This is a genomic window from Dyella ginsengisoli LA-4 (assembly GCF_000334915.1).
Taxonomy (GTDB): Bacteria; Pseudomonadota; Gammaproteobacteria; order Xanthomonadales; family Rhodanobacteraceae; genus Dyella_A; species Dyella_A ginsengisoli_A.
On sequence record NZ_AMSF01000055.1, the window covers coordinates 34156 to 60881 of the forward strand.

A 26726-nucleotide genomic window follows, 5' to 3' on the forward strand; every position below is an offset into this window, starting at 1 on the left:
CCTACTGCGCCCCCCGGGAAATCACCGTAAAGGCATGCACGAAGACCCGTTCAATCAATTCCGGGGCATACTGGAGCGCCGCCGCCAGCAGCAGCAGAGTCGCACCCATCTTCAGCGGCAAGGCCACGAAGTAGATGTTCGCCTGCGGCATCGATCGGCTGGCGAAGGCCACGGCCGTGTCGACCCCGAGCAAGCCGAGGATGACCGGAGCGACGACCGCCAAACCAAGCAGAAACTGGCCACCGAGCAGGTCCACGAAAGCGGCCGGGGACAGCACCCAGACGGCGCTTCCCAATGGAGCAAAGCGCATCGAAGCGAGCACCCAACGCAACACGAACAGGTGCAATCCGGCAGCGAAGAAACTCATCGTCACCGTCCAGCGCATCGCCGTGCCGACCATCGACTCGGTCGCCCTGACGGTCGGGTTGAAGATATTGATGGCGGCGGCGCCGGACTGGATATCCACGACGCGAGCAGAGAAAGCGACGGCAGTGCCTGGCAGTAGCACCGCGAGCGCCAACGCCATGCCCATCGCCAACTCACCAAGCAAAGCCACGGCGAAGCCCAGAGGCTGGTCGATGCCGATCACCGGCGCACCTGCCGGTGCAATCCCCACCGCCAGCAGGCTCAACGCCAGCAGCAAGCTCATGCGGATCACACCAGGCACGAAGGCGAACGGTGTCAGGGCCGGCAAGGCGACCACCGGCGCGAAGCGGGCCCCTGCCAGCACTAGACGCCCCACGGTCGTTTCCAGGCCCGTCATGACGCTCACATCCCTGCCGCCAGGCCGATCATCTGGCGGGCAAAAGCCACGATCACCGACATCATCCAGGCGCCGAGCACCAGCACCATCACCACGACCACCACCAGCTTGGGGATGAAGGTCAGAGTCATTTCCTGGATCTGCGTGACCACCTGCACGATAGAGATCAGCACGCCGACCACCAGGGTCGCGATCAGCAGCGGCGCAGACACCTTGGCTGCGGTGAGCAGCGTTTGTGCCAGCAGGTGCATCGCGGTATCGGCATCCATGCCCGGTAGCTCCCGATCAGCGAGGCGCCGTGCGCGAACGCAGGGTCTGGAGAAACGCTAGACCGTCCACCGCTGGCGCACCCGGGGTGCGCTGAAGCACGTTCGAAACCAGGTGACCTGCCTCGGTGTCTCGCCCCTCATCCAGCCATAGCAGGGCCTGGGCGTACACGGCATTACGCCCATTCGGGTCCAGGCGGCGGGCGCGGGTCAGCGCCGCCTCGGCCGCTTCACGCTCACCGCGCAAGGCGTGGATGACGGCAAATCCACCGTGGGTTTCACCAAAGCTGCGGTCCAGCGCAAACGCCTGATCGTAAGCGGCGTGCGCTGCATCGATGTTCCCAGCGAGTAGTCGGCACCAGGCCAGCGCATGCCACGTGCCGATATGCCCAGGCATGGCCTGCACGGCCCGCTCCAGCACACCGGTCGCATCCGCGATGTCGCCAGCGAGCATCAGCACCTGCCCCATACCGGAGAGCGCGCGGCCCTGGCCGGGCGAGGAATTCGCCGCACGGGAAAAAGCTTCCCTGGCCTCGTCGAGTCGCTGGCTCCATAGCGCGAGCGTGCCGATGACCAACTCAGCATCAGGCCACACTCGCGCATCCGCTCTGGCCACCGTGGCGGCGCGAGCCGCCTCCTCGTTTCGATCCATGTCGAGCAGGATCAGCGCATGCAGCGCCTGAGTCTCAGCGTCGCCCGGCTGCTGCTCGAGAGCGCGGTCCGCCCATTGCAGCGCACCATCCAGCGCATGTTGCCAATGCATCACACGCGCCTGCAGCCGGCACAACGCTGCATCTGGCGTGACGTCGCCCTGCAGGCAGGGCGCCAGGACCGTAGCAGCCGCCTCGGCGTGCCCCTGCATCAGTTCGACGTAAGCCAGGTCGTGTCGTACGGCGGGGTTATCCACGCCGTCGGCGAGGAGCGCTGTGAGGATCGAAGAAGCACGCCCGAGGTTGCCGGAAACCAGCGCGCAACGTGCCTGCCGGAAGCGGACCACAGGGAGCGCCTGTGCCTGCGCTGGGAGACGACGGAGAACCTCCAGGCTTTCGGCTGCCTCACCTGAAACGAGCAGGTTGTCGGCCAGATCACAAGCCAGATCCACGTTGCCGGGATCATCCTGAAAATAGCGACGCAAGCGGTCCAACTGCGACATCGATTCCCTTCCCGCACCCCACCGCGAGCGCTGACCATCGTGGGTCGCGCCTCACATTCCATGGGTATCGGATTACTGCTTTGACGCCGGACCAAGCAGCTCGGCATCCCCCTGTACGCACCGACCGATCTTCCCTGAACAAGCAGCTTCGCGAAGGCGCTCAGGGAGTCTGTACAACCGTCGCCCAGCTTGTCAAGAAAAAAAGGGACAGGGATTTCAGCATGGTGCCAAGTACCCTGCGCGGGCGTCCTCGTGGCCGAGGGGAGGGTAACTCCCCCATCGCTCGACCCAGCTTTTGCAGGAAGCGCTCGCTTCCCCAAGGACAGCCCTGCTGGGTGTGCCGGAGCAACGACGCACCGGTTTCGGATGAGCCGAGGGCTCTCTGTCGATACCGAATCTGCCGCTCGCTCTCCGACATACCAAGCTGCACGTATGCCGCATGAGGTGTGAGCCAAGGGACCGCCTGGCCATGTGCGTGGCAAGCGTAACTCGACCACGGAGCGTGCCGAGCACTGCCGTCCGCCACAGCGGGTTTCGCACTTTGCTCGACAAGCTGACAGGCATCGAGAACGTACTTCGCGCCACCGACCAGGCAGGACTGGTAACGCCCATACCAGAGCGTGCCGAGTGATCGATCACGGCGATTGGCGTAACGCGTGAACTGCTGCGCGGAGCTGTGCAACATCGCAGTCACTGCCCCCTCCGCTCTTCCGGTAATCAACAGCCGAACCTCATGAGTCGCAAACGCGTATGCATGCAAATCGCATCCCTGCTTGATGCAAGCCTCGCCGATCAGGGAGAGATAGAGGTCGACGTCGCAATGACCTTCAAACAGCGACCGCCCCGGAGCGGATCGCTGGATGACGTGCTGCGGAATATGCGGGTGTTCACATCGAGGTCTTCGAGGCACCGGTCCTATCCATGGCAATGCGTTCCTGGACTAATCCACATTCCGCCGCCAGGGTTTAGCGACGATCGTTCCTTTCTCGACCCAATCGATATCAGCGCCCACTTCAGTCGGCGAGTACCGCGCCTAATTTTCCGGAGATCCCACCTGATCTCGACGAGAACACCGACAGCGAACGGCCGGGCAATTAGTGATACTGAAGCATGCCTCGCCAAGCCCGACTGGAACTTCCCGGCATCCCGCTTCACGTCACCCAGCGCGGCGTCAATCGCTGCGCGATCTTCGTCGACGACGAGGACCGGGAGCATTACTACCGACTGCTCGGCGAAGCGACCCGGGAGCACGGCATCGCCGTTCATGCCTACGTCTTCATGGGCAACCACGTGCACTTGCTGCTCACCTCACCCCAACGCGACGGGCTATCACGGGCCATGCGCAACCTCGGCCAGTGCTACGTGCAAGCATTCAACCGGCGGCACCGCCGCTGCGGCACGCTCTGGCAGGGGCGCTTCAAGTCATGCCTGGTCGACAGCGAGTGCTATCTGCTTACGGTCTATCGCTATATCGAGCTCAACCCGGTACGGGCCGCGATGGTCGAACGACCCGAGCAGTTCCCTTGGTCCAGCGTGCACGCCAACCTGTCACTGCAGGAGGATCCGCTGGTGACCCCGCACCCGGCCTACCTCGCGCTGGACTGCGACCCGACCGTTCGCGCCAAGGCCTATGGTGAATGGCTACGCCAAGGCGTCAGCGAAGACGACCTGCTCCACATCCGCGAGCACCTTCAGAAAGAACGCGCCTTGGGCGACCGCACGTTCCAGGCACTGGTCGAGCGGGCTCTCGGACGCTCGGTGGCAGCACGGCCACAGGGACGACCGAAACGACAGAACGACGCAGCTGAGGGGGCCTAGTTACCTCCGTCCCCTTTAGGCCGGAGTATGCAACAGACGCTTCCGCTGGCCGGCGATTGGACGTGCTACGCACGCGGCTTGGGCGGCACGGATCGATCGATGCCAGCCGGTTGACCAGACCACGCACCAGCGAGGGCGACTCCCCTGGACTAGGGGCGTTGGCTGGGCCGAAGCAATTCCCACCCACACAACTGATCGGCGTTGTCCATCGACAGTGAGCGGTGCTTGATCTCGGCCGGCGCGGAGTCATGAAGCTCGAGGCGCGTCTGCTCACTGACCAGCCGATCCGGAAACAGCGCGATGCAGTGACCGCCGCCTTTGGTCGACGGGTAGCGGATCCCCTCGAAACCCGCATCGCGGACCATGCTGGCGAAGATCTGGCTGGTAGAGGGAAGCCCGTACTGCATCGGTGCCACCCGCCAATTCGTCCCCAGCACGTCATGCCGCAGGCGCTCGGAGGTGCGCACCATGTAGGCGTGGTTGGGTGGCAGGCGAAGCCGCTTCTGGATGCGCCGAATTTCTTCCGGCAGCTTCATCTTGCCCAGCACCCGGCACAGGGCGGCCACGCATCCGGGCTCTTCCAGGTCGAAGATGCGCGCCAGGTGGCCGTCGAGCTGCAGGCAGCTGAAGCTGCTGCCCGGCATCAGGGCGAGGTCCTGGGGCAGCAGGCCGGCGCTGGTGTCTCCCGAGGGCAATTGGAATTTCTCCCGGAACGCCGTCTCGAAGTCCTCGGCGATGTACAGGGCCGGCCACGGGCTCTGCATGGACTTGTCCACATCGCGCCCGACGTTGAAGCGTCCGCCCACGTCGGTGAGGGAGCCGGCGGCCGACAGCGGACTGAGCGAGAACTGGTAGGTGACCAGGCGCACCCAGCCTTGCAGATCCAGTGCGACTGGATCGACGGATTCCAGCGCGGCGCGGATGGCCGCCTTGTAGCGCTGCCGCTGCGGCTCGACCCCGAAGTAGAGCAGATCGCTGTATTCGTCGAGGTCATGGGACACGCGGTTCCAGCGCTCGACATCCGCGGAAGAGAACCGGTCGAGCTCGAGGATGCTGCGTGCGGCCGCCGACTCGTGACGAGGCGGGTGTGCCGGCGGTGGTTGCTTGCCTCGCCCCCGCTTCACTCCGCCGCGACCCGGGGAGCCTGACGCGCGCTCATGGCACTGAGGATGAACTTGCGCAACCGGTCGAACCGTCCCAGACGGACCATGTCCCGCGGTGAGACGTCGCCGAGCATCGGATTACGGGCCTTGAACCACATGGCGGTCTTCACCAAGTCGCCGCCGAACGCTTCGGCCACCATGTTGCAGGTGATGGCGACCTCCTCCAGCCGGTCACGCATGGCGGCGGGAATGGCTTCGTCGTAGCGCACCGAGTTGGCCGAGACGTCGGCCAGGTGAGAGACCTCGGCCTTGCGGAGATCCAGCCAATCCACGACTCGACGTGGCTGGAAGTCCGGGCCCAGGCCGAAGCCGAGCAGGTCGTGTTGGGGGATGGTGTCGAAGAGCGTCGCAGCGGTAGCGGACATGGTGAATTTCTCCGTGGACGGGAGAGTGTAACACCGGCAACCCAGCTTTTATGAACAGCTTAACCACGCTTGACCCACGTTTTACCCACCTTCGGACCGTCCCGCAACAGGCCGTCCTGGCCGGATTCAATCCGATTCCGGATCGTCCGCAAGCGGCGAGGTGAGGCGACGTAGATCGGCCACTGCGTTCACGCCGGCCCGGGACCGGCGGGTGTACCGGTTGACCATCTCGGCGCTGCGCCAGCCGCCGGCGTGCTGGATCTGCGCGGTGGTCGCGCCGTTGTTGATCAGGTCGTTGGCGGTGCCCACCCGCGCCGAATGCCCCGAGATGGTCGCCGCGTGCTCCAGCCGCGCCGGCGCGCCGGCGGAAGATCCGCGCCACCTCCTGGGCGCCCTGCAGCAGCGGGGACGACCGAAACGGATCGACGACGCGCATGAGAGGACTTAATTACCTCCGTCCCCTTTAGCGCGAGTTCCAGTTACAGAGCTTCCCTGAAATGCAGCATCTGCGTTCGGATATCCGGCGTTCTCAAGACCGCTGTATAGGTTGTCACCAAAAGCCTGGAACTCCGATGAATTTCCGAAGCCGAGTGGTACCTTGTTTGGAACATAAAGAGAAATCGCCTTTCGGCGGCTTCGTTCACTGCTTAAATCTTTAGCTCATCGAACAGTGGTCTCAGAATCTCATCAAGTCGCTCATCCGTCAGTCCAACGCCCGCCCGTTCCGGACTTGCACCGCGATTCCAAGCCATGATCGCCGGCATTGCTGACTCTGAAAGATCATCCAATTCCATATAGAGAAGCCGGACGATGTCATGATTTGTTCGAACGATGTCCTGCTCGAACCACCCCCGAAAAATCGAGCTCGGCTTCTCTCCAGACTTCAGAAGCAGGCGAATGTCGCTCATGGCTTCACCTGCGAAGTCGGCGTAAAGACTGGACGTACGACGCCTGCCTGAATTTCTGGAACGTAAACATCGGTATAGCCATGCCTTGTTGCCATTCGACCAGTCCAAGTGGAAAGAGCTGCCTGCCGCGGGCTTAGACCCGCCTCAACCCCATTGAGGTATTGAGCGGCATTAACGCTATCAGTTCCGATGTGCCATTCGCCAGTAATCGAACTGATCGGTACACCGTCGTTCCTGGCGCGGAGCATGAAGCTATCGAACATGTCAGAACCGGAGCCGAACAGAGCTCGATCGCCCTCAGCGCGAACCGTGAACGTCATCCGATCTTCTGAAGTTATGCGCCCCAGGAACCCATGGCTAAACCCTTCGGGCGACGGATCGTGTATTAGGTACTCTCGCGTCCCATTTGGATATGTGTTCGTAGAGAAATCATCCGCCAGATTCATCCTGGGCATGATGACTTTGTCTGGAACCAAAGATACTCCAGAGTCCGCCTTCGCGAACACCCCCAACTCCTGCAACCCAGCCTTGGCCGACATCAGCAGCTCAGGAAGCTCAAGCCCAGCCTTGGCCAAGCTCGCAGCCATCAGCGCATAGTTACCGGCCCGCTCGATAGGCGACAGCTCGAACGGATCTTTAAGTGGCGCGGCGAATTCATGCGACGCCTGCGCTTCTGCGTTATGAAGCTCCTGCAGGTCGGCCGAGGACGACTGATACTGTTCCGCCATCTGAAGTTGGTATACGGCCTGCGCTTGCGAGGCCCGAACAGCCAAGTGATAAATTCCATCGGCCGTCCCCTTGATTGCCCCCCAAACAGCTCTAGCGGGCAGCGTCAGCAGCGTATAGGCCTGCTTATTCTCGAATTGACGCACCTCCTCAAGCGGAACCGGCGCATCGTTCACAGCATATGGAGCAGTTGGCGGAGTGAGATTGTAGGTAGCCAAACCGCGCGAGGCTGACGGATCCATGTAGTCCATGGATAGCAGACCAGCAGCCGGCGCCGAAACACTCATGCCCGTCAGGGTGGGTATCTTGATGGGAAGCATCGGAGGTTGCGACTGCGGTCCGGCATCGAGGACAGGGGGGCCGAAAGCACTGGCACCACCATAGCCGGCACCGATCAGTGAGAGATCGTTGCTATAGGCGTTTGGGTCGCCTGCATATGTGGAAAGGACGTCCATGTTCGGATCTGAGTATGCACCCCAACCGGCTTCCTGAGCACCGTCAAGTCCACCGACCGACGAATTGCCATAGGCGAACGAATAAGCGGGCACCTGGGCGTTCAAGGACGTTGTGGAATGCGCATCGATGTCCGCCTGCGCCCGAGCGCCGGTCTTGTTGATCAGATTCTGGACGTTCTGATCAAGTTGCTTCTGGCCGCTCCTGAGCTCGACCTCGTTAATGCCTGCAACCGCAGTACTTCCCAGCGCGTTTCCGAATACATCCTCGCTGATCTGCTGCCAACCCTGCACATGGTGATCACCCAAGGCAACGCTTGTCTCGCGGGTGACGATGTCGCTCGTCGCCCTGGCACCCAAGTTGCCCCAATAGTTGGAACCAAACTGACCGGCATGAATGTCTTGATTGGTCGAGCCGACCTCTCCACCAGCCACCGCTCCAGCCGTCGTAGCCACTAAGCCAGCCCAACTGAAATGAGCCGTTTCGCCGGTGAGCTTCTGGGTTTCGTACTGGGCAAGGTAACCGGTGGCGCCGCCAATCGCGTTGGCAGTGGCCCCGCCCATACCCAGCCCCCCCAGCGCCCCACCGACCGCCCCGGTAATCGCACCTGCGGAAGCCTGCTGGAATACTTCCTTGAAAGAAAAACCACTGTGAGTACCAAGAATGTCACCAGTAAGCTGGGTCGCGATATCACCCGCCGCAGCCACTGCAGCCCCGGTGGCAGCTCCGGCCGCAACTGTAGCGCCCAAGCTTGTGGACGCCCAAGCTGCCATCGCGCCTGATGCCGCGCCATAGGTCACCGCCGACACGATCACCGCCACTGCAATCACGATGATCGCCGCCACCATATTGCAGTGATGCTTCGGCGGCGGCGGCGCATACACACTCGGCGGCGTCGTACTACCGGCAATCTGCGACGGGTTGTACGGCTTGAACGTGTTCGCCGCGTTCGCGCTTGTGGTCACCTGCGGAATCGTCAGCGTCTGCCCCACCACCAGGTCGGCATCGCTGTTCAGGCCATTGGCCTGTGCCACCACGTACCACAGGCTCGCGTCGCCGTACTCGGCCTGGGCGATGCTCATCAGCGTGTCGCTGAACTGCACCACGTAGCCGGAGGTGCCGGCATCGGTGTTGGTGAAGGCAGTCAGGCCATTCACCACGTCGATACCACCGCCTTCGTCCACGCTGGCCACCTGCTGGCCGTTGACGTAGTCGTAGTGGTGCGTGCCAGCCCCGCCCTGAGGAGTGAACGTGCTCCCGGACACTGTGCCATCGCGGCGCTGCAGGATCTGCCCGTTGCCATCGAAGGCGAAGGCACGCACCGTGTCGGCCAGGGTGCCGCTGCTCAGCTGCACGTGCTGGTCGATCGCGATGCGCTCGCCCAGGTCGTTGTAGTAGCTGGTGTCGGTGGCCGGTACGTAGTTGCTGTCGCTGCTACTGCCGGAGGTGGCCCGCTCGAGATAACCGTCCTTCTTCAGGTAGTGCACCGTATAGGTGTCCGTACGGCCGGTAGTGACGTCGTAGTACTGGTAGGCGGTGACGTTGCCGACTGCGTCGTAACCACTGCCTGCCGCACCGCCGGAGACCTTGTAGCTGACCTCGTTCTGCAGGCCCATGCTGGCCCAGCTAGTCGCGTCGATGGCCGGCATCGTCGTCGGCGGCGTAGCCGTTTTGCCATCACCCTGCCAGTTGCCCGGATGGGCGAACACCTGCTCCTGCAGCAAACGTCCGTCGGCGTCGTAGTGGTCGATGGTGGCCGAGGCGAGCATGCCGCTGATGTCGTTGCTACCGTCGCCCACGGCATCGGCATACGGATCGAGCTTGATCAGGCCGCCGTTGACCCGCGTAGTCGTACCCGGTGCATAGAACTGTTCCTTCGCCACCAGGTGGCCAGCCGCGTCGTAGACGCGCCTTTCTTCGATACCTCGGCCACCGCCCTGAGTGGACGCATAGTCGGAACGCACCAATTCGTTGCGCTCGTCGTAATAAGCAAGCTGTGACTGGGACTGCCCGGTGCTGTCGACCAGGATGTGGTTGACCGCGTTGCCTGCTTTATCGTAAAGCGTCTCGCTGGAGCTGGAGTCCTCCTTAAGCACGATCTGGCCGTTGACCAGTGCGCCGTTGTCGATATCGACGCGATTGTCGGCGTCGTAGGTGAACCAGTACGACTGCATGTTCGGCGTGGGTGTTGAGCTACCGCCGCCACCGGTGCCTCCCGCCCCTCCCCCGGTGCCGGTACCGCCGCCACCGTCTATCGGCAGCAGATTAGCGGTAGCTCCTGACCCTAGTGTACTTAGGCCCGATCCCGTGCCTCCGGGGTACAGTGAAGTGGACGGGCTTATGCTCGCAAAGCCCAGGGGAGTTGGCGGAGCACTCGGGCGTGAGAAGCCGATGGTCTTAGTAACACTTAGTCCATTGGTGTCGGTTGCCTTGAGGATGATTGTCACCGCCAGTGCCGGCCCGCTGGACGACGTAAAAGTGCGTGTGGCTGGATTGAAGCTGAGCCAGGCGGGTACAAATCCACCAGCTGCGTTGGATATCGAGTAAGTAAGGGCTGAGCCCGTCGGGCTGGTGAACGCGCCAGATGGAAAAACGTAATCCGGATAAGTGGGAGTGAGCGTGACGCTGTTGGGAATTCCGCCGTTATAAACAGGGGGCTGCGCAGCCGGCGGATTGATCTTGATGTGGAAAACGAAGGTCGAGGTGGCTCCGGCACTATCGGTAAGTTTGTAGCTGACAGCCCAGGTACCGGCAGTGGTCGGCGTACCACTGAATACCCGATTTGATGCGTTGAAAGTAATGCCCGGAGGCATTCCGGAGGCGCTGTAGGAGATCACCTCTCCATTCTGGTCTGCTCCGGTAGGAGCCTGATAGCTGAATGCCGTGCCGACGACGCCACCTTGGTCAGAGACACCGAGAGGAATACCAGGAGCGATATTGCTGATCGTGAGATTGAAGTTGGTCGAGACGGTCCTCCCGAGAGCATCCTTCGCCGTCACTCTAATCGTGTAGGTTCCGGACAATACTTGTCCGACGGACATTGAGCCTCCGCTCCAAGTCAATCCGCTCGGCAGGGCGGCCCCGTTCGACAGCGAGGCCGTGTAGCTGAGTCCGTGACCATATGGATCGGAAAAGGTGTTTCCCTGAACAACCGTAAAGGTGCCGGAATAAGGATTTTTCGCCGAAGGAGTTGCAATCGGGTTCGCAACAGCGGGCGAACCTACAATCGCCATCTGGAAGTTCAGGCTAGTGACCACCCCCTTTGCATCCGTTGCTTTGTAAATGATGGTGAACGTGCCGGCCGCAGTTGGCGTGCCGCTAAAGGTACGAGTGGACGCATTGAAGGTCACACCCGAGGGCATGCCGCTTGCGCTGTAGGTGACGGCATCGCCATTGGCGTCCGTTGCTGCCGGCGCTTGATAGGGTGCCATGGCGATGGAGGTCGCACCACTCTGGTTGGTCACGCCGCCGGAGAACACTGGTCCGACATTGTTGATCGCGATGGTGACATTGGTGCTGACCGTGCGACTCAATCCGTCGCGGGCCGTGATCGTGATGGTGTAGCTTCCAGCGACCACCGTGCCGATGGTGAGCGAGCTACCGCTCCAGCTCGTGCCGCTGGGCAACCCACTGGCGGTATAGGTAAGCCCCGTACCGTAGGGATCGTTAAAGGTATTGCCCTGAACGAGCTGGATCGCACCGGCATTGGGGTTCATCGCTGCCGGGGTGGCAATAGCGTTCTGAACCGCAAGCGGCGCATAGGAGTTGGTCAGAGTGAATTCGGCAGAGGCGGCGCCGCCCTGCACATTGGTCGCCGTGACTTGCAACTGGTAGGTGCTGTCACGATAAACCGACCCGTCTGCCGTCGATTCGGTATACACCAGTGCTTGCGGCACCCCGGTGATCGCACCTGTGGTGGCATTGACGCTAAGACCAACCTGGCCGATGTCGACCCACTGTGCCGCGATGGTCACGTAGGTGTAATCGTCGATCTTGGGATTGAAATGCTCCACCGTGTGCTCAGGAATCAGCACCATGCCCGAGTAGGTCAAAGCCCCCCCGTCCGGCTCGACAAAGGCTCCAGAGGGCTTAGCAACATTGATCGCGTTACCACCGATCATTCCGGTCTGGTTGGTGTAGCCCCCGTTGTAGACCGGCAAGGGCTGTTGGTACTGGGCGATCGTGACGTTGAAATGCGTCATGGCCATCGCACCGCGCGAGTTGGTGACCATGACATACAACGTGTCTTGCTCACCGACGGCGCTGCTCGGCACCGTACCGCTGAAGGTGTGCGTCGCCGCATCGAAGCTCATCCAGCTCGGCAGCGCATAGTGCTGCTCGTTGCCGTTGATCATGATGTAGCTGCCCGCGGTGTAGCTGAGTGTGGTGCCATCCGGCTCCGAGAAGGCACTGGCTGGGATGGAGTAGCTGAAGGGCCTGCCGTTGAATCCGGTCTGGTCCGAGACACCGCCGTTGTAAACAGGTGGGATAGAAGCCACGGTCAGTGTGAATGGTTCGCTGGCTGTTGCGCCATTGGACGCGGTGGCAATCACTTGCAGCGAATAGTCGTTAGGGCTGCCCAAGGGCGGCGTACCAGTAAAGGTCCGAGTGCCAGCGTTGAACGTAAGCCAGCTCGGCAAGGCTCCCCAGCCTGAACCGCCGTTGTAGCTTGCGCTGTAGGTGATGCTGGCTCCGTTGGCATCCGTTGCTGCCGGGACGGTAAAGCTCAGGGCCGTGCCGACGTGCCCGAGGGGTGGGGTCACGCCTCCGCCGAAGACGGGCGCCACCACCGGTACCGTCACGGTGAAGGACGCACTGACGCTGGCCCCCGTGATGTCGGTGCCGGTGATGGTGATCGGCCAGCTTCCGGCCGCAGCGGCGTTGCCGCTGAGCACACCATCGGTGCTGAGATGCAACCACGACGGCAAATTGGAGCCGGTGAAAGTCAGCCCAAAAGCGAGCGGATCCGTGAAGCTGCTGGCGACATCCAGGCTCCAGGCCTGCCCGGGCTGAACGGTTTGTATGGGGATCGACGAAACGGTGGGCGTACCGGTCCCCGTATTGATCGACGAAGCATTGGTGCCGTATCCACTCTGCACGAACACGGCGCGACGGTTGCCGGCAGCGTCGTAGTTGTAGGCCGTGCGCATCAAGCCTACGTCCGTGTCCGGATTCTGGTTGGTAACCACCGACAGCCGGTTATGGCTGTCGTAGCGGGTGACGGTTTCGTTGTGGACCGCCTGGCCGGCACCATCAGTCGTCTCGGTGACGACATCGGTCGCGTTGCCCGAAGCGTCGTACTGGTAGGTCGTCCAGGCCGAGGTCTGACTCCCCGTCTTTTCGGTTTTCTGCTGGACCAGACCGCCGGCGTAGTAGGTGTAGTCGACTTCGCTGCTGCTACCGACCCATAGCCCCGGGACGTAGCCGGGGTTGGTCTGTCCACTGGGCGTCCAGGTGCTGGTCTGCTTGGTCAGCAGACCCGAGTTCGCATCGTAGGTGTAGGTGTAGTTCGCGCCGCTGAGATCGGCATGCGCCCGCACCCGACCGAAATAGTCATAGGCCCAGGTCTGGGTGTTTCCATCGGCATCGGTCTCGCTGACCTTGTTGCCATTGACATCGTAGGCCCTCGTGTCGGCCACGCCATTGGCGTGTTGCACGGCGGTCTGGCTCTTGAGTACACGCCCCTGGCTGTCGTAGTCGTAGTACGACGAGTTGCCGAGGGCATCGGTGACTTGGCGGCGGTCGCCGTTCTCGTTCAGCGTGAAAGTCTGGAGTGTGTGCGCTGTGCGTGTGCTGCCGCTGGTGTCGAGCGTGTAATCCCCCTGCCCAGTGACCTGGTCATCGAGGTCGTAGGTCGTTGTGGTGATATGCACGGCCGTGAGAGCCCCATTCACCGTATGGGTCGGGTCCACGGTTACCGCAGGGGTTTGTTTCGCCAAGGCGCGGCCGAGGACGTCATACGCCGTGTAGGTCATTGCCCCGAGCGCATCCTCGCTCCGAATCAGCTGGCCGGCGGCGTTATCGGTGTTTGATGTTGAGTGATTGTTCTCGTCGGTCACACCCATCAGGCGACCGTTGACGTCGTAGAACCACTGCTTGACCGGCGTCTGCCACGTACGCGTGCCGTTGGCGCCCACCACGAGCACCTGCGGCTCGGTCTGCTTGATGATGTGGTTCTGGGAGTCGTACAGGAAAGTAGTGGTGTAGCCGCGGGCGTCAGTCTGGGACAGTACGTGGCCCCAGCGGTCGTAGCTCAAGGTTGTCTGGGTGCTTTCGTCCACACCGCTGGCGGCGTTGTTGGCCGGGGTGCGCACCTGCACGGTGCGACCATCGAGGTCCAGCCAGTTGTGGACCCAGGTGGTATTGCTGCTGCCGGTGACGATGCTTCCATCAAAAGTGAGATGGCCGGCCAGATCGTAGCCGTAGCTGTGGATGGCGCCGGTACTGCTGCCGGGGGCGCTGGTTTGCTGACCGGCGTTGTTGTACGTGAAGACCGCTTCATAACCGTCGCTGCTGTACGCATTGACCACCCCGTCGCCGCGAGCCACCACCTCACCGAAGGCGTTGTACTTGACGTACTGGGCGCTGTCCGGCGTGCTGACGCCAGCCCGCGTGGCCACGGTGCTCAGCCGCTGGTTGACGTTGTCGTAGGTGGCCGTGGTAGTGACAACCACGGAGCTGCTGTTGCCGGTGAGCGTGTACCAGGTCTTGGTGAGATTGCCTGCCTGGTCATAGGCGCTGTAAGTGGGATGCCCGTTGGCATCAAATTCCGTCACCTGACGACCCAGCGCGTCGTAATGGTCGTAGGTCGTTTCAGCAGTGGCCCCCGTTCCGGAGCGCACAGTGCGCACGGCATTGCCCAGAGCATCGTAGGTGATCGTGGTGACCGGCGAGGCCTGTACATAGAGCGAGGCGCTGGACAGATCGATGCTGGCGTTGCCGGCCAACAGGGTTTGCCAGTTGCTGACCAGCACCGAGCGGCTGGGCTCGGTCACGGTGAGTACACGGCCCAGTGCATCGTAGGTGGTGGTGGTCTTGGCGCCGTTGACGGTCAGCGAGGTGACCCGGTCTTCGCCGTCGTAGCCGAAGCTGGTGGTGGTACTACCGGCAACGATCTGGGCCGCGCTATTGACGTAGCTGTTGTACTCGCCGCTCTGTACCTGCTGCGACTTCCGGCCGATGCTGTCGTAGCTGATGGTGGTGGTGCGGTCGTAGCCGCTGGCCACCGTGCCGGCCGCCGGCAGGCCCGGTTGAGTGGTCGTGGTCAGGCTGCCGGTGGCGATGGCATTGGCGTATTCGGTGGCCGAGGTGACCTGCCCGGCGCCGTTGTAGACCCAGGTGGTGACGTAACCCATCGGGTCCACGTCCATCACCTTCTCGTTCAGGGCGTTGTAGTAACTGTAGGTGGTCGCCCAGACCTCGGCGCTGTAATTGGATTGGCCGACGGTGCCATAGGCGCCCTGGATCAGCACTGACGTCTTCAGCACGTTGCCGTACGCGTCGTAGGCATACGTCGTGGTCGGCGAGCCCGTCGCGCCCTGCCCGGCGTTGTTGCCCATCGCCAGCACGTAGGTGATGGCCGACTGCACCACGCTGGTCTTGCGGTTGGCCTGGTCGTAGGTAGTAGTGATCGTGCGATCGCTGCCCGACGCGGTCAGCGCTCCGGCGATCTGCGCGACGCTCAACGGCTGGCCGGCGGTCATGAGCGTGCCGCTCAGCGCCGTGGCATAGCGGGTCACCCCAGTCTGGTTGCCGTAGGCATCGTAGCTATAGGCGGTGACGTAGCCGTTGGCATCCACGTCATAGGCCGGCTCGCCGTCGAGGTTGTAGGCCTTGTAAGCGTAGTGGCCGCGCACGTCCTTGCTGACCACCGCGTGGCCCAGCGCGTCGTAGGTCACCGTGGCGGTCGTAGTGCCGGTACCCGGGGTACGGAACACACCGCTGTTGTCGACATAACCGGCATCCGGATACGTCGTGGCGATCTGATGGTTGCGGCTGTCGTAGGTGTAGGTGATGGTGCGCGCCGCGGCGGTGTTGTAGCCGTCGGTGCGCTTCGTGACATTGCCGTTGGCGTCGTACTCCAGCACGGTAGTTATCGGTGCGCTGGCCGTACTCAGCGTGTTGCCGCTGGTGTAGGTTGCCACCGTCACCACGGGGCTCTTCTGCACGGTCTGGCGACCGGCCGCGTCGTACTGGTAGGTCCACACCGCGCCGTCGCGGTTGGTCTCGGTGAGCTTCAGGCCGGTGGCGTCGTAGGTATAGGACGCCTTCGTGCCCAGGGCATCGACCACGTGGGTCAGGCGACCGGCCAGGTCGTAGACGTTCTGGGTGAAGCGGGTGCTGGCGGCGGCGTTGGTCGCACTGACCGCGCTGGCCACACTGGCCTCGGTCAGCGTGCCCGGCACGGTAATCGCGTTGAGGTACGTCAGGGTCTTGGTGAGCTGGCCGTCGGCATCGTACTGCTGCTCGGTAACGAAGCGGCCGGCGTCGATGGTGTAGCGCAGGCGACCGGCCGCATCGTATACGTAGCGGGTCTGCTGGTAATTGGTGCTGCTGGCCAGGGTCTGCGCCACGCTATCGGTGGACAGCTGGGCGCTGAGCGCGCTACCACTGCTCAGCGGGATCATGGTGCCGTAGGCGATGTCGCTCAGTACCCGGCCGGCCGCGTCGTAACGACGCTCGCTGACCTGTGCCACCAGCTGCCCGTTGACGGTGTTCTGCTGCACCACGAAGCGGACCTCGCCGTCCGCGTCGTACAGCTTCAGCGTCACCTCGGCATTGGCGTCGGTGTTGCCGGCCGCACTGATCAGTGCCGCCATGCTGCTGTCGGCTGTACCGGCCACCATCGCCGGGAACAGGTTCGCGTTGTTGAACGCCTGGTTGCTCACCGCGTGGGCGTAGGTGAGCGTCTCCGAGGGCCGTCCTGCGGCGTCGTAGCGCTGCTCGGTGATGTAGCCCAGCGGATCAACCGTGTAGTGCACGCGACCGGCCGCGTCGTACACCGTGTAGCGACGCTGGTCGATGGTGGCATCGGCCACCACCCGGCTCGCGACGTCGGCCAGGGCCGGCGCCGTGCTGAGGTTGCTCAGGCTGATCGGCGTGGCGTAGGTGCGCGTCGCCGTCACCCGCCCGTCGGCATCGTAAAAGGCCTGCACCACGGCGCCGGACGGATCGATCGTGTAGACCCGCTCGTTCGCTTCGTCGTAGACGTTGCGCGTGACGTTCCCGTTGGGATCGGTCACCGTGACCAGGTTGCCGTTGCCGTCGTAGGCATAGGCCGTGGTCAGGTTCAGGTGACCACTGCCCGGGTCCACCACCGTGCGGATGCGCCGGCCCAGGTGGTCGTAGATGTACTGCGTGGTCCGCGCCGCAGTCGTGCCGGCACCTTCGGTCACCGAGAGCTGCTGGCCGGCGCCATCCCAGGTGTAGGTGGTGGTGAGGTTCAGGTGGGTGGTGTCCCCGGCGTCCTCCACCATCGTCAGCACATTGCCGCCGGCGTCGTAGGCGTACGTGGTCACCACCCCACGCGGGTCGGTCACGCTCAGCGTCTGACCGCGGCCGTCGTAGGTGTAGGTGGTGACCCGGTTCAGCCCGCTGGGATCCACCGTGCGGGTCAGCACCCGGCCGCTGGCGTCGTAGCTGTACGTCACCACGTGCCCCGTGGTGTCGGTGGTCTTGAGCAGATGACCGTCGGCGTCGTAGACGTTGTCGGGCGGGGTCTGGCCCAGCGCGTCGGTGACGTGCAAGAGGCGGCCATCGCCATCGTAGGTGTAGTGGGTGACGTCGCCGGCGCCGTCGGTGACCGACAGCGTATCGCCGTAGGCATCGGTGACCCTGGTGACCACCACGTTGTCCGGGGTGGTGATCTTGGTGGTATGCAGATCCGGGTACTGGTACGAGGTCACCTGCCCCATCGCATCGGTCTGCGTGACCACACGACCATAGGCGTCGTAGCTGGTCTGGGTGGTGCGGACCGCCCCCTGCACCGTCTGGCTCTGGGTCACCTGGCGACCGAGCGCATCGTAGGTATAGCTGGTGGTGCTGTTGCGCGCGTCGGTGCGGCTGGTGACCCGCCCGAAGGCGTCGTAGGTCACCGCGGTCGTGCGGTTGAGCCCGCCGACATCGTCGGTCTCGCCCGTACGCTCGCCGCGCAGGTCGTAGCTATACGTGGTGGTCGTGCTGTTGCCGGCGCTCAGCGCCTGGCCTGGCTGACTCAGCTGGCGCTGTTGCTGCACCACCTCGCCAAACGCATCGTAGCTATAGGCGACCTGATAGCCGTTGCCGTCCAGCACGCTGGCCACCTGGCCATCCAGGGTGTACTGGTAGGTCTGGATCGCATCCTGGGCCGGGTTGGCCAGGGCGGCGGAGGCGGCCGCTAGATCCGCCAGCGCAGCGGTGTCGGGGTTGACGGTGCTGCCGCTGCTGCTGCCGGTCGTCAGCGTGACCCGGCCGGCCAGCTGCCGGCTCGTGGCCACCTGGCCGAAGGCGTTGTAGGTGTACGCGGTGACTTCGCCCCAGGCATTGAGCGTGCTGCCGTTGGGCTGGCCCACCACGCGGTAGGCCAGGCGTCCGGCGGCGTCGTAGTACGACCACACGGTGTTGCCCAGCGCGTCGGTCCGGAGCGTCTCCTGGCCGCGGGCGTTGTACTGGTATGTCGTGGCGGCCCCTGCCCCGTCGGTCGCGGTGGCCACGTCGCCGAAGGCGTCGTAGGTCGCACCACTGGTGCGCACCTGGCCGCCGTTGGGTGGCGTGGTGGTGGTGCTCTGCAGGTGGCCGACGCTGTCGTAACCGTAGACGGTGACCGTGCCGTCCGCCGCCGTGACCTGGTGCACCCGCCCTTCGGCGTCGTACTGCGTCACCGCCGTCTGGACCGCACTGCCGTTCACCTCCCCCACCAGCGTGGCGACCGACTCCTGCCCGGTCAGCGCACCCAGCTGGCTCACCGACAGCGCCTGGCTGTAGCGCGCAGTAGTCGTGCTATCGCTCGCCTCGTCGTAGGTGGTGGTGGTCAGGTAACCGTCCGCATCCACCTGGGCGACGAGATCACCCCGGTTGTCGTAGTAGGACCGGGTGACCTGATCGTCCGTGCTGGTGACCACATCCGCCAGCAGCGCCGTCAGCGAGGGGGGATGACCCAGTGCACTGAGCTGGGCCGACGTCAGCGCCGTCGCATAGGCTACTGTCTTCACGACCCGACCAGCCGCGTCGTAGGCGGTCGTGGTGACGTATCCCTGGGCATCCAGCGTCGCCACCGGCCGGTTGGCCAGGTCGTACAGGACGTAGCTCGTCCGATCCTGGGGGCTGGCGATGGTGCTGAGGTCGGCGAGCAAGGTCGCCAGCGCGGGGGTGCCCTGCAGTGCGCTGAGCTGAGCTGCCGACAAGGGCGTCGCATAGGCGGTGCTCGATACCCGGTTGCCCGCGCCGTCGTAGCCATACACCGTGACATTACCCAGCGCATCGACGTCGGCTACGTGCTGCCCGGCCGCATCGTGCAGGCTCAGCGTGGTCCGATCATCGGCACTGGCCGTCGGCAGGATGCTGGCCAGATCGCTCGGCCCCACCGCGCCGTTGCTCAGCCAGCCGGTGGTATCCACCCGCGTGGCGTACTGCACCGTCTCCACCACTGCGCCGTCGGCATCGCGCATCAGGCGGGTGACGGCGCCGGTGTCGTCCACCGTGCCGGCGACCCGCCCGGCCGCATCGTAGAAGGTGTAGCTGATGCCGCCGCCGACGTCCTGCACGGCACGCAGCTGACCGTCGGCGTCATAGACGTACTGGGTCGTCCGCGTGGTCTCGCCGGTGGCCGACTCGGTCACCGTCACCAGCTCGCCGGCGCTGTTGCGCACCTCGGTATGCACCCGGCCGTTGGCGTAGCTCACCGCCACCGTGCCCTGCCCGTCCTGGTAGCTGTAGCTGGTCACCGCCTGGTTGACGTCGTCCGTCCGGCTCTGCAGCCGGCCCAGGCCGTCATAGGCGTAGGACACACTCTCCAGCGTCGTGCGATCGCTGCCGCGCACCGTGATCTGCTGGCGCAGCAGGCCCTGGCCGTCGTAGCTGTAGCGGGTGATCGACTCGCCGGCATCGGCCACGCCGTTGCCGGAGGTGTCGACCTGGTCCCACGCGATGTGTTGGGTCAGGCGTCCGGTGATCGCATCGTAGGCGTAATCGGTGCGGGTAGTCTGGGTGAGGTCCTGCGCCGCCGCCCAGGTCGTCATCGTCGCCAGGTCCGGCGCCGCATCCACTGCCAGGCCGCTGACGTCGTAGGCCGCTGCGGCAAAGCCGCGGGTCAGGCTGACCTGCCCTTGCGCGTTGTACTGGGTCTCGCTGACGTTGCCGTCGGCGTCGATCACGAAGCGCAGCCGGTCCTGGCTGTCGTACACGTAACGCGTCGTCGACGGATCGGCCGGCGCGCCGGCATCCGCGGCATCGGTACCGTCGGGGTCCGGCGTGCGGTACACCGTGCGGGTCAGCAGCTGGTCGTCGGCACTGTAGGTGGAGGTGACCGTATTGCCGGCCGCGTCGCGCTCCAGGATCCGATTGCCGCGGTCGTCGTAGCGGTAGATCGTGGTGTTGCCCAGCGCGTCGGTGGTCGAGGCCAGGTGACCATCCGAGGTGTAGGTGTAGCTGGTGACCTGGCGCTGGCCGTTCACCGCCGGCGAGGTCACCGAGGTGAGGTTGCCGGCGGCATCGTAGCCGTAGGTCCAGGCCCGGCCGCTGGCGTCGGTCACCGTGGTGGCCAGGTTGGTCAGGTCGTAGCTGAAGCTCAGCGTCTGTGCGTCAGCGCCGCTGCCGGTGGTCACCGAGGCGACCCGGTAGTTGCCTTGGCTGTCCTGCGCAAAGGTATAACCCACCGTCACGCCATCGCTCTGCGTCAGCGAGGCCACCCGCAGGCTGTCGCCGTCGTAGGTGTAGGTGGTGCTGAACGTGCTGGCGTCGGCGGTGTTGTCCGGGGTCAGGTCTGTGGTCACCGTCGACAGGCGGCCCAGGCTGTCGTAGACGTAGCTGACGCGACTGACCGTCACTGCGGTGCCGCCACCCGGCGGCACCTCCAGGCTGGACAGACTGCTGATCTGGCCGTTCGTGTAGCCCAGCAACAGGGCTTCGCCGTCATCGGCCGTCACGCTCACCAGGGCCTGCGTGGTGGCGTCGTAGCTCAAGTGGTAGTGCGCGCCGCTCTTACTGTCGGTCAGGTCGGTCAGCACGCCGGCGCCGCTGTAGGTCTCCTGCATCCGGTCGCCACCACCGGTGTAGGTCCACGTGCCATCGCCGGCCGAACAGGCCAGGGTGTCCTCGGCGCCGCTCTGGGTCGTGCCCACGTACAGACCGCGCGTCGTGTCGTAGGTGAAGACCTCCTCTTCACCGTCACCCCCGTCCCGGGTGATCGTGCTGCCGGCGGTGTTGAGGGTGCCGGACAGGGCGCCCAGCCGACGGTCCAGGCCCAGCAGCCAGGCGCCAGCCCCGACGTCGCCGGTGCTGCCGAGGCTGTTGTAGGTCCGGGTCAGGCCAGCCAGCAGGCCTTGGGCGACCAGTTGCTCGTCGCGCTGCTGCAGCACCAGGTTGCCGGTGGCGACATTGACGTACTGGCTCGCCCCGCTCTGACCCAGCCCGCCCTGGCTCCCCAGCCCCAACGCCGCGGCCGACGTCCCCAGCAGGCCAAGACCGTTGCCCGAAATCACTGCCACCATGGCGCTTCCCCTTGTCCGGATCGCTTGCGGCCCGGTCGGCGACCGGGCTCCTCCAAGCACTTATCCAGCGGGGGAAACGAAAGTTTAGGGGGCGCTACCGCCCCGCAAGTCATGGAGCATGCGCAAGAACTGCGCCGAAGCCGCAGCATCAGCCTCCAGCGTCGACGTGGAGCGTCTTTTTACACAAGAATTTACACGTGGCCCAAAAGAAAAGGCCCTGCATCGCTGCAAGGCCTTGAAAAGTTTGGCGCCCGAAGTTGGACTCGAACCAACGACCCCCTGATTAACAGTCAAGTGCTCTAACCAGCTGAGCTATTCGGGCGTGAGCTCGATAGTTTGTCGAGGTATGGAGACCCTGTCAAGAGATCGCGGCACCACCCGAACCTCAGGCCGATCGCACCCGATAACAGGGCTCGTAAGCGGTACCCCCCGGCAGCTTCATCCGGTGCTGGGACACGAAGGCCTGCAGCAACTGGTCAAGCGAACGCATGATGTCCGGCTCGCCGTCGATGTCGAACGGACCGTGCTGCTCGATTGCGCGCACGCCCTCCTCCTTCACGTTGCCGGCCACGATGCCCGAGAAGGCCCGACGAAGGTCTGCCGCCAGCTCGTGCCGCGGACGGTCGCGATGGATCGCCAGCGAACGCATCGCATCGTGAGTGGGGCGGAACGGCACCTGGAACGCGAACGGGATATGCAGCGCCCAGTTGAAGAAGAACGCATCCTTGTTGTCCAGACGGTAATTGCGCACCTTGTCCACACCCTTGACCATCGCCCGCGCCACGGCGGCCGGGTCGTCCACCACGATCTGGTAGTGCTGGGCCACTTCGTCGCCGAGGGTGAGGCGCAGGAACCGGTCGATCTGCTCGAAGTAGGCCGCCGACTTGCGCGGACCGGTGAAGATCAGCGGGAACGGCACGCCGGCGTTTTCAGGGTGCAACAGAATCCCCAGCAGATAGAGGATCTCCTCCGCCGTGCCGACGCCGCCCGGGAACACGATGATGCCGTGACCGGTGCGGACGAACGCCTCCAGGCGCTTCTCGATATCCGGCATGATCACCAGCTGGTTGACGATCGGGTTCGGCGACTCGGCTGCGATGATGCCCGGCTCGGTGATGCCGATGTAGCGGTTGTTGCGCCGACGCTGCTTGGCGTGGGCGATGGTGGCGCCCTTCATCGGCCCCTTCATCGCGCCCGGGCCGCAGCCGGTGCAGATGTCCATGCCGCGCAGGCCGAGCTGGTAGCCCACCTGCTTGGTGTATTCGTACTCGTCGCGCGAGATCGAATGACCGCCCCAGCAGACCACCAGGTTCGGGTCGATCTGCGGCTTGAGCGTGCGCGCGTTGCGCAGGATCTCGAACACCGCGTGGGTGATGCCCACGGTGTCATCGAGATCGAAACCGCCCTGCTCGAGCTGGGTCGACACATAGACGATGTCGCGCACCACGGCCACCAGCAGCTCGTTGATGCCGCGGATGATCTGGCCGTCCACGAAGGCCTGGGCCGGTGCGTGGGTGAGCTCGATCTTGATGCCGCGATCCTGCTGCAGCACCTGGATGTCGAAATCCGGGTACAGCTCGAACATCGAACGGGGATCGTCGCTCATGCTGCCCGAGGTCAGCACGGCGAGCGCGCAGCGGCGCAGCAGCGCATGCATGCCCGAGCCACTGGCGTCCCTCAGACGGGCGACCTCGTTGCGGGAAAGGATGTCCAGCCCGCCGGCAGGCGAGATGCGCGCGCTGACGGTGGCAGGCCTGCCGGTGGTGCCGGCGTGAATATCGTTCATCCGGAAAATCTCCTGCCGCTGACGGTTCCGCTGCCTCATGCAGCACCGTGGCGGACCGCCAAGCATCCCGCGGGCGCATGACGCGGTCAAGGCAATAAAAAACCGGCGCCCTTGCGGGCGCCGGCTCTTGGAACAACCCCGAAGGGCCGGTTAGAACGTGTACTTCAGGGTCAGCATCGCCGACCAGCGCGACACCACGCGAGTCGGGTTGGAGCCGCCGTCGTAGACGCTCCGCTGCTGCGGCTGGTAGTTGCCGTTCTTGTCGGTCGGCAGGTAGTAGACGTACTGGCCCTGGGCATTCACGCCGTCGTAGCCGGCCAGCGTGCGGGTGAAGTACTGGATGGTCTGGGTCTGGCCCCAGTTCTTGTCCAGCATGTTCAGGAAGTTGTACACGTCCAGACGGACGATGCCCTTGTTGCCCTTGAACAGGCCCGGGATCTCCTGCTGGAAGCTCATGTCGAGCTCATTCACCCACGGCAGGCGCGCACCGTTGCGAGCGGCGATCTGGCCGCGATGCTTGCTCAGGTACTTGTCGTGGCTGATGTAGTCCTGGAACTGCTGGATCAGCTCGGGGCTGGCATTGCCGTAGCTCACACGCGGATCGCTGAGGGTCGGGATGTAGGCCGGATCCTCGTAGGTGATGCCATCACCGTTCACGTCACCGGAGAAGATCCAGCTGTACGGCAGGCCGGAGTGACCGTTGTAGAACGCCGAGACGCTGGTCTTGTAGTCGCCGAAGAACGCATGCTGCCAGGTGAGCGAGGCCTTGAGCGCCTTCGGGATGTCGCGGTCGGCGGTACCGGCCACCACTTCGTTGGCGTTGGTGCGCACCACGTACTTGTAGCCCGACGACGCCTGCGAGCTGTTGCCCGGATTCACTTCGGTGGCATGGCTGAGCGTGAAGCTGACGTTGCCGAACCAGCTTTCGGAGAACGGCTTGGACAGCGCCAGCGTCAGGCTGTCCGACTTGCCCTTGTGGGTGTTGGTCAGCAGGGTCGAGTACTTGTCGAAAGCATAGTTGCGATAGGCGTTGGCATCCTTGCTCGAGGTTTCGCCCGGGGTCTTCCAGTACTGCAGGCGGCCGTCCGGCAGCAGGATCGGATTGCCGTTGGCATCGGACGTCGGTGCGCCGATGTTCAGCGCCTGGTAGAGGATGCCGTCACGCGTCTGGATGTGCTGCAGCTCGACCGAGCCGATCAGCCCCCACCACGGCAGTTCGCTGTCCAGCGCCAGGGTGGTCTTCCACACGGTCGGAAGCTTGAAGTTCGGATCGATGGTGTCGACCACGCCACTCACGCTGCCATTGCCGGCGGGAAGATTCTGGTTGTGCGGATCCGGACTGAACGGGGTCGCCGTCGGGTCGAACGAAGAATAGCTCGCCACCGTCAGACCGTTGTTCTGATACGGGTTGGTCATCCACACCGTCGGCGGGAAGGTCTGGAACAGACCGAAGCCGCCGCGCAGCTGCAGCATGCGCTCGGTGTCGAAGTTGTAGTTGAACGAGAAGCGCGGCTCGACCACGCGGTTCTTCGAACCCAGCGTGGAATTGTTCGGGTAGCCGAACGCCTGCTCGAACGCGGCGTTGTACAGCGGCGGATGGTCGGAGTGCGGGATGTCGACGCGCACGCCGTAGGTCACCGACAGGTTGTTGTTGACCTGCCAGGTGTCCTGCAGGAACGGGCTGTACTGGCTGTACACCCACTTCGCCGCCACGTCGCCAAGCGTGTAGCCAGCAGCGGGCTGATACAGGAAGTACGAGTTGTAGGCCGCGTTCTGGAAGTTGTCCAGGCCATAGAACGTGTAGGAGCCGAACTCGGTACGGCCGAACAGGTTGTAGATGTCGTTGCGCTGGTAGTCGATACCACCCTTGATGGTGTGGTCGCCCAGGTAGTAGGTACCGGCCAGGAACAGCGACCACTTCTTGGTCTGGATCGCGTTGTAGTGGCTGTACTGGTCCTCACCCAGATAGACCGCCGGACCCTTGCCGGTGTCGCTCAGGTAGACCTGCACCTGCGGCTGGTCGGCGAAGCCGGCGCGGTTCTGGGTGAACTTCTGGTAGCTGATCTTCGCTTCGGTGGAGAAGTTGTCGGACCAGTCGTCGAACAGCTGCAGCGCGGTGTTCTCGGTCAGGCTGTTCTTGGTGTACCAGTAGCTGCTCAGACCGATGTTGCTGGAGCTGTTGCCCTGGATGATCGGCTGGCTTTCCTTGGTGCGCTGGTAGGTCAGGCTGGCACGGTGGTTGTCCGTGATGTTCCAGTCGATCTTGGCGAGGTAGCGCTTGTCATTGAGCTCGGAGCCGCCGGAGCCGAAGGAACCCGGGTTCAGACCCAGCGCCTTGGCGGTGTCGATCACCTTCTGCAGATCCCCCGGGGAGATCTTGTTCGAGGTCGATGCGCCGCTCCCCAGCGAGGAATCCAGGCCATTGGCCGAGTCGGCGCCGATGCCGGTGGTCTTTTCCTGCTCGGCCGACACGAAGAAGAACAGCTTGTCCTTGATGATCGGGCCGCCGACGGTGAAGCCGCCGGTCCAGTCACGCTTGTAGCCGGTGTAGCCGTAGCCCGGGTCGGACGAACCCAGCCAGCCGGCGTTGCCGACCATGCTGCTGGCGTTGCGGTAGGCGTAGTACACCGAACCGTGGAACTGGTTGGTGCCCGACTTGGTCACCGCGTTGATGTCGGCGCCCACGGCGTCGGAGGCGACATCGAAATTGGCGGTGGAGATGTTGTACTCGGCGATGGTGTCGACCGAGATCGGCGAGCCCTGGTACGGCAGGCCGTTGGCGTTCAGGCCGAACGGGTCGCCCTGGGAGATGCCGTCCACGCTGATGTTGTTGTAGCGGTTCGGCAGGCCGGCCATCGAGATCGAACCGTCGCCCTGGTCGGTCACGTTGATGCGAGGATCGAGACGCGCAATGTCGTCGATCGAACGGTTGCCCTGCGGCGTGGTGTCGAGCTGGCGCTGCGACACGTTGGTCGACAGGCCCTTGTTGTCGGGCGAGAAGGTCTGGGCCAGCGCCGAGGCGGACACCGTCACCGCGCCGAGATCCTTCGCCTGCGATGCACCGGCGATCTGCAGGTTGATCGCGGAGGCCTGGCCGAGCTGCAGGTAGACGTTGTCCTGCTGGGCGCTGGCCATGCCCTGCTTGCTGGCGGTGATGTCGAACGGACCACCCACGCGCAGGCCCTGCGCAGCGTAGCGACCGTCGGCATCGGTGGTGACCACCTTGGTGGTGCCCGAGGGCTCGTGCACGATCTGCACGGTCGCGCCGGCGACCGGCTGGCCATTGGCATCGACGACGCGGCCGGACACGGCGGCGGAGGTCACGTTCTGCGCGAATGCCGGCGCAGAGACCAGCAGGCTGGCGATCGCCAGCGGCAGGAGCTTGGTGCGGATTCGATTGTTCATTACGGTATCGACCCTTGAGTTCGCAACGGAAATCGGCAGTGAAAGCAAGAACGTACGTGGGCCCGGCCAAGGCCAGGCTTTCCAGACGGACGTGTTTTCCCCGGTTTTTTTTGAAGCTTGTTGGCTAGTTCGGTCTGCGGCGGCGCAGCGACAACCGCCAACTGATTGTTAAACCGACTTTAACGACAGTGTATGACAGATTTGTAACGGTTTCACTTCGCGTGGACAACACGCC

The 26726-nt window shown here is 63.9% G+C and carries 11 protein-coding genes and 1 tRNA gene; 1 reads left to right on the forward strand and 11 read right to left on the reverse strand.

The genetic code is table 11. From position 1 onward, the window contains the following. Window position 1: 1 nt before the first annotated feature. From C693_RS0112635 to C693_RS0112645, 3 genes are read right to left on the reverse strand one after another with little or no spacing between them, the layout of a single operon-like run. Entirely contained in the window at window positions 2-763 is a 762-nt protein-coding gene (locus C693_RS0112635; protein WP_017462646.1) for a flagellar biosynthetic protein FliR, read from the reverse strand. 5 nt (window positions 764-768) lie between these two features. Next, window positions 769-1032, reverse strand: a complete 264-nt coding sequence (locus C693_RS0112640) for a flagellar biosynthetic protein FliQ (RefSeq protein ID WP_017462647.1) — start codon at window positions 1030-1032, stop codon at window positions 769-771. A 16-nt stretch (window positions 1033-1048) separates the two neighbouring features. Continuing rightward, a complete protein-coding gene (locus C693_RS0112645; protein ID WP_017462648.1) occupies window positions 1049-2182 on the reverse strand; it encodes a tetratricopeptide repeat protein in 1134 nt (377 codons plus the stop codon). Between the two features lie 1110 nt (window positions 2183-3292). On the opposite strand from C693_RS0112645, the gene C693_RS0112650 reads away from it, so the two are divergent. Further along, a complete protein-coding gene (locus C693_RS0112650; protein ID WP_017462649.1) occupies window positions 3293-4000 on the forward strand; it encodes a transposase in 708 nt (235 codons plus the stop codon). A gap of 149 nt (window positions 4001-4149) precedes the next feature. Here the strand turns inward: C693_RS0112650 and C693_RS0112655 are convergent, their stop codons facing one another. The 8 genes from C693_RS0112655 to C693_RS0112685 all read right to left on the reverse strand — a co-directional run bounded on the left by C693_RS0112655 (window position 4150) and on the right by C693_RS0112685 (window position 26491). Continuing rightward, window positions 4150-5001, reverse strand: coding sequence for an RES family NAD+ phosphorylase (locus C693_RS0112655; protein ID WP_017462650.1), 852 nt, complete (start codon window positions 4999-5001; stop codon window positions 4150-4152). Window positions 5002-5120: 119 nt separating this feature from the next. Next, complete coding sequence (locus C693_RS21760; protein WP_017462651.1) at window positions 5121-5528, reverse strand: hypothetical protein; 408 nt, start codon at window positions 5526-5528, stop codon at window positions 5121-5123. A gap of 126 nt (window positions 5529-5654) precedes the next feature. After that, window positions 5655-5837, reverse strand: a complete 183-nt coding sequence (locus tag C693_RS24240) for a tyrosine-type recombinase/integrase (RefSeq protein ID WP_017462652.1) — start codon at window positions 5835-5837, stop codon at window positions 5655-5657. Window positions 5838-6175: 338 nt separating this feature from the next. Further along, the gene (locus C693_RS23770) at window positions 6176-6436 is read right to left on the reverse strand and encodes a hypothetical protein (protein ID WP_157798628.1); all 261 of its coding nucleotides are present in this window, start codon (window positions 6434-6436) and stop codon (window positions 6176-6178) included. Beyond that, window positions 6433-21300 (reverse strand): putative Ig domain-containing protein, encoded by a 14868-nt coding sequence (locus C693_RS0112670; protein WP_017462653.1) that lies wholly within the window; start codon window positions 21298-21300, stop codon window positions 6433-6435. The genes C693_RS23770 and C693_RS0112670 overlap by 4 nt, the downstream gene beginning before the upstream one ends. A 245-nt stretch (window positions 21301-21545) precedes the next feature. Then, window positions 21546-21622: transfer RNA gene (locus C693_RS0112675), tRNA-Asn, on the reverse strand. A gap of 63 nt (window positions 21623-21685) precedes the next feature. Further along, entirely contained in the window at window positions 21686-23086 is a 1401-nt protein-coding gene (ppnN, locus tag C693_RS0112680; RefSeq protein WP_017462654.1) for a nucleotide 5'-monophosphate nucleosidase PpnN, read from the reverse strand. A 150-nt stretch (window positions 23087-23236) separates the two neighbouring features. Then, on the reverse strand, window positions 23237-26491 hold the full coding sequence (locus C693_RS0112685) for a TonB-dependent receptor (RefSeq protein WP_017462655.1): 3255 nt from the start codon (window positions 26489-26491) through the stop codon (window positions 23237-23239). Between the last annotated feature and the right edge of the window lie 235 nt (window positions 26492-26726).